The organism is Umboniibacter marinipuniceus (assembly GCF_003688415.1).
GTDB lineage: Bacteria > Pseudomonadota > Gammaproteobacteria > Pseudomonadales > DSM-25080 > Umboniibacter > Umboniibacter marinipuniceus.
In genome coordinates this window covers 122805-134826 of record NZ_REFJ01000003.1, presented here as the reverse complement: position 1 = coordinate 134826, position 12022 = coordinate 122805, and the positions used below count along the sequence as shown (strand labels likewise).

The 12022-nt window shown below is 49.4% G+C and carries 10 protein-coding genes; 2 read left to right on the top strand and 8 right to left on the bottom strand.

The annotated features are described in order from the left end of the window. Window positions 1-43: 43 nt before the first annotated feature. Window positions 44-481, top strand: a complete 438-nt coding sequence (locus tag DFR27_RS06840) for a c-type cytochrome (protein WP_121876715.1) — start codon at window positions 44-46, stop codon at window positions 479-481. A gap of 172 nt (window positions 482-653) precedes the next feature. On the opposite strand, the gene DFR27_RS06835 is transcribed toward DFR27_RS06840, so the two are convergent. Together DFR27_RS06835 and DFR27_RS06830 are read right to left on the bottom strand one after the other, a co-directional pair. After that, complete coding sequence (locus DFR27_RS06835) at window positions 654-2777, bottom strand: prolyl oligopeptidase family serine peptidase (protein WP_121876714.1); 2124 nt, start codon at window positions 2775-2777, stop codon at window positions 654-656. Between the two features lie 140 nt (window positions 2778-2917). Continuing rightward, window positions 2918-3589: a cytochrome b/b6 domain-containing protein gene (locus DFR27_RS06830; protein WP_121876713.1), complete on the bottom strand. Its 672-nt coding sequence runs from the start codon at window positions 3587-3589 to the stop codon at window positions 2918-2920. Window positions 3590-3724: 135 nt separating this feature from the next. Between DFR27_RS06830 and argF the strand changes: the two genes are divergently transcribed. After that, window positions 3725-4726 (top strand): ornithine carbamoyltransferase, encoded by a 1002-nt coding sequence (argF, locus tag DFR27_RS06825; protein WP_121876712.1) that lies wholly within the window; start codon window positions 3725-3727, stop codon window positions 4724-4726. 90 nt (window positions 4727-4816) lie between these two features. On the opposite strand, the gene holA is transcribed toward argF, so the two are convergent. From holA to DFR27_RS06795, 6 genes are all read right to left on the bottom strand, one after another. After that, window positions 4817-5836, bottom strand: coding sequence for a DNA polymerase III subunit delta (gene holA, locus DFR27_RS06820; RefSeq protein ID WP_121876711.1), 1020 nt, complete (start codon window positions 5834-5836; stop codon window positions 4817-4819). Further along, entirely contained in the window at window positions 5833-6336 is a 504-nt protein-coding gene (locus tag DFR27_RS06815; RefSeq protein ID WP_121876710.1) for an LPS-assembly lipoprotein LptE, read from the bottom strand. Before DFR27_RS06815 ends, holA begins: the two co-directional genes overlap by 4 nt. A gap of 1 nt (window position 6337) precedes the next feature. After that, on the bottom strand, window positions 6338-8788 hold the full coding sequence (gene leuS, locus DFR27_RS06810) for a leucine--tRNA ligase (RefSeq protein ID WP_121876982.1): 2451 nt from the start codon (window positions 8786-8788) through the stop codon (window positions 6338-6340). Window positions 8789-8940: 152 nt separating this feature from the next. Continuing rightward, window positions 8941-10164 (bottom strand): ABC transporter permease, encoded by a 1224-nt coding sequence (locus DFR27_RS06805; RefSeq protein WP_121876709.1) that lies wholly within the window; start codon window positions 10162-10164, stop codon window positions 8941-8943. Beyond that, on the bottom strand, window positions 10154-10861 hold the full coding sequence (locus tag DFR27_RS06800) for an ABC transporter ATP-binding protein (RefSeq protein WP_121876708.1): 708 nt from the start codon (window positions 10859-10861) through the stop codon (window positions 10154-10156). Before DFR27_RS06800 ends, DFR27_RS06805 begins: the two co-directional genes overlap by 11 nt. Beyond that, window positions 10858-12018: an efflux RND transporter periplasmic adaptor subunit gene (locus tag DFR27_RS06795; protein WP_170150808.1), complete on the bottom strand. Its 1161-nt coding sequence runs from the start codon at window positions 12016-12018 to the stop codon at window positions 10858-10860. The genes DFR27_RS06800 and DFR27_RS06795 overlap by 4 nt, the downstream gene beginning before the upstream one ends. Window positions 12019-12022 lie beyond the last annotated feature (4 nt).

Below are 12022 nucleotides of genomic sequence, written 5' to 3'. Positions count from 1 at the left end.
CCCTCTACACTGGCTTATTTGAGATTAAAATAACGAGGCTACTATGAACAAATCAGTTTTGGCACTGGCGCTACTTGTTGCCACGCCGGTATTGGCAAATGAAGAAGTTGAACGCACCATAGACTATCGCCAATCGGTTTACACCGTGGTAGGTAAACAGATGGGTACATTGGCTGGCATGGCTCGGGGTCGTATTGACTACAATCAGCCAGCTGCTCAATTAGCCGCCGACACCATCGCCCAACTTGCCCTGGTAGCACCGCATACATTTAGCGATGAGAGCGTGGGTGTTGACGGAACGGACGCGCTAGTAGCCTACCAAACGGATCGCGCGGATTTTGATACTGTTATGGAAGAGTTTCAGGCAACAAGCGCTACCTTAGCATTAGCTCTAGATGATGCGGACGAATTCCCGCGTCGCGAGTTTGGTGCAATGGCGCAAACCTGTAAAGGTTGCCACGATCAGTTCAAAGCTGACTAATCGCTTAGCGCCTGTTAAGGGCTTAGTTCAGTTTGACTTGGATCTTAGTCGATCCAGCTCAAAGCAAAAAAACCGCCTGTTAGGGCGGTTTTTTTTGGTCGGTATTCAGCTTTTCGCTTAGTGCTCAGCCTTAGCAAGCTATGACTGAGCATCTGAAAAAAGTGATTCCCGTTTAGTCAGCAGAGAGCTCAGTGACACCCATGTTGAAGAGGGTGAAACCAAAGATGTCCGCGTACTGCTCGATGGTCTTACTTACCGGTGTACCCGCGCCGTGGCCCGCGTTAGTCTCGATACGAATTAGTACCGGATTAGTGCCGCCTTGCTTCGCTTGAAGTTCCGCCGCAAACTTGAACGAGTGTGCAGGGACTACACGATCGTCGTGATCACCCGTAGTGATTAGTGTGGCAGGGTAAGGAATGCCTTCCTTAACGTTGTGAACGGGTGAGTAGCCTAGAAGATACTTAAACATCTCTTCGCTTTGCTCAGCGGTACCGTAGTCATAGGCCCAGCCCGCTCCCGCCGTGAAGGTGTGATAGCGAAGCATATCAAGTACGCCAACTGCTGGAAGGGCTACTTTCATGAGGTCTGGGCGTTGCGTCATGACTGCGCCAACGAGTAGACCGCCATTTGAACCACCTCGGATGGCCAAGTGATCAGAGTTGGCATAGCCGGCAGTATTTAGGTATTCGGCTGCAGCGATGAAATCATCAAACACGTTTTGTTTCTGTAGCTGCGTGCCAGCGTCGTGCCATTCTTTGCCGTATTCACCGCCGCCACGGAGGTTTGCAACCGCGTAAACACCGCCTTGCTCTAACCACACGGCATTCGCAACTGAGAAGCTTGGCGTGAGTGAAATATTAAAACCACCGTAGCCATAGAGAATAGTTGGATTAGTACCATCAAGTTCAATACCGCGTTTATGGGTAATAATCATTGGCACTTCTGTGCCATCCTTGGAGGTATAGAAAACTTGTTCGGAAACATAATCGCTGGCATCAAATTCAATGCCTGAGGCGCGGTAGACATCCGATACGCCTTGATGCGGTTCGAAGCTATACGTAGTCCCGGGTGTATTGTAGTTTGTGAAACTGTAGTAAATGGTGGTGGCATCATCTTTTGCAGAGAATCCACCCACACTACCTAGTCCGGGAAGCTCAATGTCTCGGATGAAATTTCCGGCGTAATCGTACTGCTTTACTTGTGAGATTGCGTCAACCATGTACTCCGCAAAGAAATAGCCTGAGCCGGTAGAGGGCGACAGGACGTTATCAGTTTCAGCAATGAAATCCACCCAGTTTTCTGGTGTTGGGTTGCTGGCATCAACGGTAACAATGCGCTTATTTGGTGCGTCGAGGTTGGTGACCAAATAAAGCTTTGCTCCGTCGTTATCAATAACGTAGGTATCAGAGCGGGTATCGTCGAGGATGGTGACGAGCTCAGCTTCGGGGTCGCTTAGATCGAGCATAAACAGTTTATTACCCGAAGTAGACACCGATGCTGAGATGAAGAGGAAGCGATTATCGTCAGAAACGCCGCCACCAACATAGCGATGTTTCTCAGCTTCGGAGCCACCAAAAATAACCGGATCGTTACTTTGTGATGTGCCTAGCTGGTGGTAATAGAGCTTGTGTTGATCAGTTTTAGCGGAAAGTTCGCTGCCGTCAGGCTTGTCGTAGCTTGAGTAGTAGAAACCTTCATTGCCCAGCCACGAGATTCCGCTGAACTTTACGTCAACCAAGGTATCTTCTATTGGCTGCTTGGTCTCAGCATCAATAACAATGATTTTTCGCCAGTCACTGCCACCTTCTGAGATAGAGTAGGCAACGAGTGAACCATCATCAGAAAAGCTGACTTGAGCGAGAGAGGTAGTACCATCTTCGCTAAATTGGTTAGGGTCGAGGAAGATTTCAGCCTCGGATTCGCCTTTTTGGCGCCACAAAACATATTGATTCTGTAGCCCGTCGTTTTGGTACCAGTAGGTGTAGTCGCCCTCGGTGAACGGGGCACCAACTTTTTCGTAGTTCCACAGTTCAGTTAGGCGGTCTTTGAGTTCTTGACGAAATGGGATTTGGTTTAGGTAGCTGAAGGTAACTTCATTCTCCGCCTGAACCCAGTCTGCGGTTTCCTCGCTCATATCGTCTTCAAGCCAGCGATATGGGTCGGCGATTTGATGGCCAAAATAGGTATCAACAACGTCACCTTTGGCAGTAACGGGGTATTCAATAGTGCTATTGTTGCTGTTGGAAGTACAGCCAACAAAAGCTAGCAAGGCTAGGCCAATCGCAGTCTTCTTCATGATTATAATTTCCTATAAAGTAAGTCATCGTTGCTAGATGCAGCAGCGACATCAACCGAACGAGGGTATCAAAGCTAGCTAGACTCTACAATTCGCCTACGGTTAATACCTAAGTTAAGACAGTTTTGATCACTTTCTATCTAAGGTGGAGCGATCATTCCGCTGGCGCCGCCTACCGCCACACCGGCCAAAATTATGGCCACGATTAGTCCAAGAGTACTAAAGCCTTGAGTGGGAGTATTTGAATTGCACAGTGACTGGTCTTTGTCACCCGAAATCATGGCTCCTAGGTAGTCTTTTTTTATCATTAGCCGATAACCAATGATGGTAACTATGTGAACCAATACAAATAACTGAAGCGCGTTAAAATTTAGGTGATGCAGGGAGGTGAGCGTTGCAACGAGTTCGCTGGATACGCTGTCGGACCAAGGTCCGCCTACATATAACGCCGTATCAAAGCTAAATAATCCGCTAATCGTCTGAAAGGATAGCAGTAAAAGTAATGCGAGGGACATGTAGCTCCCCCAAAAACCATGGCTTGATGAAAGCGGTTGAGGAGCCATCCGAGCTCGCCAGGCTTGCATAGGGCTGAGAACCCAAGAGTTGAAGCGCGCATAGCTTGACCCCCAAAGGCCCCAGCAGACTCGGAATGTTAATACGCCAATCAAGGCATAACCACTACGATAATGCCAGTCGGCGAATTCATAATTGTCTGCCGCCAGCTCAGCAGTTATCCAGCTGGTAGCGAAAAGTACTGGAAGTAGCCAGTGGCTAAGTCGAACGGCTCTATCCCAGACGTAGACGCGTGACATGATATTTTCTCTCCTTCGCTGCAGTACATGAATTGCGGTTGTTGAGGTTATAACAAAGTTTCGTAGTGATTGTCTTGCAATTGCCTCTCGCTTTCTTAGTATGAACTATTGATAACGAATTTTACTAGGTGGGATATGCTAGGTTTACACGGTCGATCATTTTTGAAACTGCTGGATTTTAGCGCTGCTGAAATCAACGATTTGGTTAATTTAGCGGCAGAGCTCAAGGCGGCGAAGCGAGATGGAACAGAAGTTCAACGTCTTAAGCGAAAGAATATTGCCTTGATCTTCGAAAAGGACTCCACTCGCACCCGATGTGCCTTTGAAGTGGCTGCTTTTGATCAAGGTGCTCAGGTGACCTTTATCGGCCCTCAGGGCGGTCATATGGGAGCTAAAGAGACGGTCGCGGATACCGCCCGCGTACTTGGACGTATGTACGATGGAATTCAATACCGCGGCTATGGACAGGAAATTGTTGAGACGCTTGCGGCGAATGCCGGTGTACCTGTTTGGAACGGCCTAACCGATGAGTTTCACCCTACACAAATTTTGGCCGACCTGCTGACAATAAAAGAACAGCTGAACCGTCCATGGAATGAAGTCGCTTTTTGTTACTTGGGCGACGGCCGCAACAATATGGGGAATTCGCTCATGGTTGGCGCGGCGAAATTAGGTATTGATTTTCGAATTGCTGCGCCAGCTAGCTGTCAACCGGATGAGGCACTCGTCGCTCAATGTCGCGAACTTGCTAAAGAGAGTGGAGCAAGCATTCAGATTTCGAATGACATCGATGCAATGGTTGCTGGTGCTGATGTTATCTATACCGATGTATGGGTCTCTATGGGTGAGCCCGAATCAGTATGGGATGAGCGCGTGCCACTTCTTCTTCCATACCAAGTAAATGAAGCGCTAATGGCGAAAACGGGTAAAGCGGAAACGATCTTCCTACATTGCTTGCCCGCCTTTCATAATACCGAAACGAAGGTTGGGGAGGCCATAAAGCAGCGTTATAGCATTGACGCAATGGAAGTTAGCGATAGTGTGTTCGAAGGTCGCCAATCGGTAGTCTTTGACCAAGCTGAGAACCGCTTGCATACGATTAAGGCAGTGATGGTAGCAACGCTCAGTCAAGACTAATTGCCGCGCGTTGTAGCTAAAGCTCGTTTCAAGTCTTAGCTATTCGAAGCAGCGCTTAGCTACGCATTTATTTAGTGACTTGCGCACTTACTAAGTAACTTCTTCGGGCATCATACCCGCAAGCAGTAAGGACACCTGTTCAAGCTGATGCCAAGCTCGGTCAGCTTGACTGGTTTTGATGCTTTCATCTACCGACGCGCAATATTCAAGCGCGGCCTTGAGTGATGCGGCGGTTAATCGTTTCGCCGCCTCTCGCATGAGGTGAACGCGGTTGAAGAAGATGCCAAGACGCTTTAGTTCGCCATCATTGGCATTACGTGCCACCAACAGCTTTTTTACGGCCATCAGTTGACGGATATTGGCGGCGATAGCGCTGAGTACAATTATGGGTTCCGTGCCCTCTCCACGAAGCCCGTAGAGCGCTCTAACCGCAGCGTTGATATCGCCTTTAAGGGCATGTTCGATAAGCTGAAAGGCGTCATAACGCGCGCTATCGGCTGTTGCCTGGAGGACTATTTCAGTCGTCAATAGCTCACCGTGATCAAGCAGCTTTAGTGCCGAAATTTCCTGGGATGCGGCAAGTAAATTACCTTCTGTTCGTTGCGCTAGCATCGTAAGCGCGTCATTTTCGACCTGAACACCTTCAGCTTTGAGTCGTGAGCTTAACCACTCTTTGAATTCACTGGACTTGATTGGCCAGATAGGAAGATGAACAGCATGCTGTTCAATCGCTTTGAACCACTTGGCTTTGGTGGCACTTGATTCAACTTTTGCGGTGGAAACTAGAATTAGTGTCTCATCGTTACGATGTTCGACCAGGTAGGCTAAGGCCGCTTTAAATTTATCGTTAAACTTAGCGTTGAATTGAATGTCGATAAACTTTTGTGAGGCAAATAGGGATAGGCTACCAACCGAAGCCATAATCGGCTCCCAGTCACTGTTATGCTCCATGACGTAGCGCTCTCGCTCTAAATAGCCTTGATGCTTTGCAAGTTGACGAATGAGGTCAGCACTTTCAATATTGAGCAGCGGTTCATCGCCACTAATCCAGTAGAGCCCGTGTGGCTGAGATCGAAAGGTTTTTTCGAGTGCCTCACGCTGAATCTTCATGGTCTTAGGTTGCGCCCTAATATGGTGGCTTTGCGGGCAATTGACTGGGCGAGTTGTTGTTCGAGGCGTTGATCTAAAGACAGCTCTTCTTCGGTCATCGCATCTAGAATACGCTTATCATAATTGTAGTTACCTGACTGACTCATTCGCGTTGCCGCTGAAACGGTCTCGCCATTCATGTCGGTCATGCTCACTTCGGTTGATAGTGTGATTCGATACACGCTAGCCTCACCAATTTGATCCACCGCCACTACACGCTTTTCCTTGCGAATACGCCCAACCTCGATAGTCAGTGTTTCGCTCCCCTCAACAGCTAGCGCGCGACTCAGGGTGAGTTGCTCGCGCAATGCCGCGGCTACTGGGTTATTAACCTGGGACACAACTGCAACACTAACCCCCTCAGTATTCAAGGTGGCTGTGTCCCCCCGCAACTGCCAGCCACAAGCTGACAGGGCGAGCGATAAAACTAATAGGCTAACGATCCGTGTAAGCAATTTCATGCTAGCCAACAACCACGTTAACAAGTCGGCCTGGTACCACAATGACTTTGCGAATAGTCAGTTCAGCGATGTGCTTTTGTACGTTGTTGTCAGCTAAAGCTAATGTTTCAACGGCTTCCTTGGAGGCATCGGCTGGCACATCAAGTTTAGCGCGAACTTTGCCGTTTACCTGAACAACTAGCGTGATAGAGTCTCGCGTCATAGCGGCTTCATCAGCCTTTGGCCAAGCGGCATCGAGTAGCGTTAAGCCGTTACCAAGCGCATCCCAGAGGGTGTGGCAAATATGTGGTGCGATGGGAGCTAACATTTGCACGGTTGCTGCAATGGCTTCGCGCTCTACGGCGAGGCCAAGTGGACTCTCTCGGTCGGCAAGCTTCGCGACTTCGTTCATCAATTCCATGATAGCCGCAATAGCCGTATTGAAGGTTTGTCGACGACCAAAGTCATCACTGACTTTAGCAATGGTGCTGTGAGTTTTAAGCCGGAGCGCTTTGTGCGCAGCGGTCAACTTCTCAACTTCGATTGCACCTGGCTCCCCCGCGCTTAAGTGGGCATGAGCAATACGCCACAACTTCTTGAGGAAGCGGTGCGCGCCTTCAACGCCTGAATCGGACCACTCTAAAGATTGCTCCGGTGGGGCAGCAAACATAATGAAGAGACGGACCGTATCGGCACCGTATTGGTCAATTAGCGCTTGCGGGTCTACGGTGTTGCCCTTCGATTTGGACATTTTGGCGCCGTCTTTTAAGACCATACCTTGACATAATAAACGTTTGAACGGTTCGTCACTCTCTACCAATCCGGCATCACGAAGCAATTTATGGAAGAAGCGCGAGTAGAGCAGGTGTAGAATAGCGTGCTCAATACCACCAACGTACTGGTCTACAGGGAGCCAGTAATTAGCAGCTTTTGGGTCCAGCATTTGTTGATCGCTGCGCGGTGAGCAGTAGCGCGCGTAATACCATGAGGATTCCATGAAGGTATCAAAGGTATCGGTTTCACGCGTATACGACTGACCGTTTACCGTGACCTTCGCCCATTCGGGGTCCGCCTTGATGGGAGACTGAACACCGTCCATTTCAACGTCTTCCGGTAATACCACGGGAAGTTGGTCAGCAGGTACTGGCTGTTCAACGCCCTGTTCGTCATACATCATTGGGATAGGTGTACCCCAGTAACGCTGACGGGATACTCCCCAATCTCTTAGACGATAATTGACTTTGACCTTTCCTTTACCAAGTGCTTCAAGTTTACTCGCGATCGCGTCGAAGGCAGCGTCTGATTCAAGGCCATCGAATTCACCCGAGTTAATCAAGGTACCCTTTTCGGTAATTGCTGCAAGGGTGATATCACCTTCGGCGTCCACAACTTGCTTGACCTCAATCTGGTACTTTTGAGCAAATTCCCAGTCACGTTGATCGTGCCCAGGGACAGCCATAACCGCTCCAGAGCCATAATCCATCAATACGAAGTTCGCAACGAATACTGGAACAATATCGCCAGTGATAGGGTGGATAGCTTGGATGCCCGTATTAAAACCAAGCTTTTCCATTGTCGCCATATCGGCTTCCGCAACGGATTGGACTTTACAGGCAGCTCGGAATTCAGCTAACTCGGAATTGTCTTTGGATAAAGCAACGGAGATAGGGTGCTCGGCGGCAATCGCAACGTAACTCACGCCCATGACGGTGTCGGGACGAGTTGTGTAAATGTCGAAACCGGAGATGTCTTCAACGGGAGCTGCTAATTCAAAGTGCATTTCCACACCCTGAGAGCGACCAATCCAATTCTTCTGCATGGTGCGGACCTGCTCAGGCCAGCCATCAAGCTGATCGAGGTCATTGAGAAGTTCTTCAGCGTAGTCAGTGATCTTGACAAACCACTGGGGGATTTCCTTACGCTCTACCGCAGTATCACAGCGCCAGCAGCAACCATCGATAACTTGCTCATTAGCGAGAACCGTCTGATCGTGGGGGCACCAATTGACTGCAGAGGTTTTCTTGTAGACCAGATCCTTTTTGTATAGTTCCGTGAAGAACCACTGTTCCCAGCGATAGTACTCCGGATGACAAGTGGCGACTTCGCGCGACCAATCGAAACCAAAACCGAGTTGATCGAACTGTGATTTCATATCGCCAATGTTGCTGTAGGTCCATTTGGCTGGAGCGGTATTGTGCTTGATCGCGGCGTTTTCAGCGGGTAGACCGAAAGCATCCCAGCCCATTGGCTGCATGACATTCTTGCCCTGCATGCGTTGGTAGCGTGAGACGACATCGCCCAGTGTATAGTTGCGAACATGACCCATGTGCAGCTTACCGCTTGGGTAAGGGAACATAGATAAGCAATAGAATTTTTCCTGCTCCGGTTTCTCGGTGACCGTGAAGGCGTTGGTTTCGTTCCAGTAGTTCTGTACCGCGGCTTCAATAGCCTGTGGTAAATAGTTTTCTTCAATAGACATTCAAATAATTCTCGCGAGTCGCTGTCGACAGATACTTGTCATTATAATGAATGCTAGCGGGCTTTACAGCTAAATCGCCGCTTAGTGGAGGAAATTTTTCCACCACTAAGCCTACACCTAAGGAAGGGCGTAGATTGGACTTTGTTCTACTCGTAACGAAGGGCGTCAATAGGACTTAAGTTTGCTGCTTTCGCTGCCGGTACAATACCAAACACTACGCCAACAGAAACCGAGAAGCCCAGCGCTAACCAGATGGCCCAGAGCGGGACGGCTGCGGAAGGGAAGCCGGGGATCATTGCAGCAACGCCCAAGCCCAACAAGTAACCAATCCCTAAGCCAATTAACCCACCGATAAGGCATAGCACAATCGCTTCGGCTAAAAATTGGGTAAGGATAAAAGAGCGTGTTGCGCCCAAGGCTTTATTGATGCCAATCTCGCGGGTACGTTCCGTAACTGAAACAAGCATAATATTCATAATGCCAATACCGCCAACTAATAGCGAGATCGCAACAATACCACCTAGGACTAAGGTTATGCTGTCGGTGACCGATTCGAATGACTCAAGTAGCTGGTCAGCAGTAGAGATTTTGAAATCGTTGGCATCGCCAGGAGCTAAATCTCGATGTTGACGTAATAGGCGTTCAATCTTTCGTTTCGTGGCATCGAGTTGAGTGACGTCTGTAACGCGTAGGCGAATTTGAATATTTGCAAAGCGCTGTCTTCCGAGCAATGCTTCAGCTGCGGAGTAGGGTACCAGAACTACGTCATCTTGATTGAAACCTAGTAGTTCACCGCGTTCTTCCATGATCCCCACGACTTTAAACCACTCACCTGCGAGTTGAATAAACTCCCCGCGTGGATCGTCAGGAAGCTCGAGATCTTGGCGAACCTTCTCGCCGATCACAACTACCTTGCGTCGGGTATCGTCATCAGTGGAGCCAATAAAGCGTCCCTGTTGAGGTAGCCAGTCATCGAGAAAGATATAGCTGCTGCTCGTCCCAAGAATGTTAGCGCTCGAGGTGTTGGTCCGATAGCGGATGCCGCCGCCGGCAGCGCTCGAAACCCACAGAATTGGCGTAACATAGGAAATGCCGTCTATTCGCTGTTTAATGACCTCGAGATCACTGTTGTCTAAACGTGAAAACTGGCCCTGCATTCGCTCGGAAAAGGGTGTGTACGCTTCAATCGTCAGCGAGTTGCTGCCGAGAGATTGGAACTGTGAGCTGATACTCATGGAAAAACCCTGAACGACGCTCACGACAGCAATCGTTGAAGCAACTCCTACGATAATACCTAAAGTAGTGAGTACCGAGCGAAGCACATTAGCTCTGACCGCTTGAAAAGCTGCCCTTAAGATCTCAAAGAACATGGCCAGGCTCCTTGGTTACGTCCTTAACGATCTCGCCGTCACGAAGCACGATTTCTCTGCGACAGTGGGCGGCAATCTCCGGCTCGTGGGTCACGATGATAATGGTTTGACCTTGGTTATGAAGTTCGTCGAAGAGTGCCATGATACTTTCGGTCGTTTTTGAGTCTAGGTTACCAGTAGGCTCATCCGCTAACAGGATACTCGGTTCGCCCGCTAAGGCTCGTGCCACGGCAACTCGCTGTCGTTGGCCTCCGGAGAGCTGGTTAGGTAGATGATCTACCCGATCACCTAGTCCTACGCGCTCAAGTGCGGCTTGGGCAATCTTTAGCCGGTCCTTTCGTCCCAATCCGCGAAAAACAAGCGGTTGAGCAACGTTATCAAGTGCGCTCATCCGCGGTAGCAAGTTGAAGCTTTGAAAAATAAAACCGATACGTTGGTTTCTTGCGGCAGCAAGCTCGTCTTCGGTTAAACCACTTACATCATCACCAGCAAGCAAATAGTTGCCCTCGGACGGTGAGTCAAGGCACCCCAAAATATTCATTAAGGTAGACTTTCCGGAACCGGAAGGACCGGTGAGGGCGACGTATTCGTTGCTATCAATTTTTAGGTTGACGCCCTTTAATACATCGAGTCGATCACCCGCCAGCTCATAGCTTTTTACTATCTGTTCTAGCTGAATCACCGGGGAAGAACTCATTCGCTAACATCCGCGCTGACTGGGTCATTCTCTTTCAGGGTAAGAAGGACTCTGAATGGACCGGAAACAATCTGTTGTCCTTCACTTAGTCCTGAGCGAATCACCTGAGTTTCATCGGATGAGGCGCCCAATTCTACGGTTTGCTTCTTGGCGAGACCGTTCTCTACAACCCAAACGTAGTGGGATTCGTCTTCGCCCTCCAGATCAGTAACCACCGCCTCAACCGGTACTATAAAGGCGTTGGTGGCTGCCGTTTGGTAGATTTCAGCACGACAGCTCATACCAGAGAAGAGTGAGCGCTCACCGTTGTCTTCCAGGCGTATCTTTACTTTGAAGCGAAGGCCGTTCCGCCCAGGATAGCTTCTTGCCGTATTACCAATGGACTCGACAACGCCTTCAATCGCAAGATCCGGAAAAGCGACGGCAAAGACGTCCGCACGTTGACCAACAGCTAATGCCGCAATGTCAGCTTCGTCAACATACACTTCGGTTAGGATGTCGTCCTGGTTGGCAATGGTCATCATCGATGAGCCAACGATATTCGTGGTGCCGGAAATAACCGTCTCTCCAACCTTGATATCTAAGGCCGTTACTACGCCAGTAATGGGTGCGCGAATGATGGTTTTGCGGAGATACTCGTTAGCTTTATCGCGCAATGCCTTGGCTTGGCTGAGCGCTTGCTCGCGCGAGGCAAGATCAAGCTGAGCCAGTACTAAGGCGTGATCGATAGCCTCGAAACCTTCAACATCAATGAGCCCCGCATCGTAAAGTGATTTTTGTCGGGACCAACGACTTTGCAGGTTGTTAATTTCATTTTGTTGACGCTCGATAGCAATTTCCTGAAGTCGGACATTGGCGTTCTGTTGATCGACTTCGGCCTGAAACTGCTCGGGGTCGAGTCGAAGAAGAATATCTCCCTCGGCAACGGCATCGCCTTCCTCCACGTTTAGCTCAATTACCTTACCAATGACTTCGGAGGTTAGTTTCACTTCATTCCGAAACACCAAAGCGCCCGAGGCAATCACGCTAGTATCAACCGATCCGCGGGTCACTGAGGTGAATTCAACCTCTTTTGAGGTACCGGTATCACTCTTTTTGAAATAGGCGAGTGATACCACAGCTGCCACAATAGCGACGATAATAAGCCAATTCTTCAATCGC

Excerpts from the sequence above, each read along its gene's own strand:
- DFR27_RS06840 (WP_121876715.1), top strand. The coding sequence starts at position 44 with ATGAACAAATCAGTTTTGGCACTGGCGCTACTTGTTGCCACGCCGGTA.
- DFR27_RS06835 (WP_121876714.1), bottom strand. The coding sequence starts at position 2,777 with ATGAAGAAGACTGCGATTGGCCTAGCCTTGCTAGCTTTTGTTGGCTGT.
- DFR27_RS06830 (WP_121876713.1), bottom strand. The coding sequence starts at position 3,589 with ATGTCACGCGTCTACGTCTGGGATAGAGCCGTTCGACTTAGCCACTGG.
- argF (WP_121876712.1), top strand. The coding sequence starts at position 3,725 with ATGCTAGGTTTACACGGTCGATCATTTTTGAAACTGCTGGATTTTAGC.
- holA (WP_121876711.1), bottom strand. The coding sequence starts at position 5,836 with ATGAAGATTCAGCGTGAGGCACTCGAAAAAACCTTTCGATCTCAGCCA.
- DFR27_RS06815 (WP_121876710.1), bottom strand. The coding sequence starts at position 6,336 with ATGAAATTGCTTACACGGATCGTTAGCCTATTAGTTTTATCGCTCGCC.
- DFR27_RS06805 (WP_121876709.1), bottom strand. The coding sequence starts at position 10,164 with ATGTTCTTTGAGATCTTAAGGGCAGCTTTTCAAGCGGTCAGAGCTAAT.
- DFR27_RS06800 (WP_121876708.1), bottom strand. The coding sequence starts at position 10,861 with ATGAGTTCTTCCCCGGTGATTCAGCTAGAACAGATAGTAAAAAGCTAT.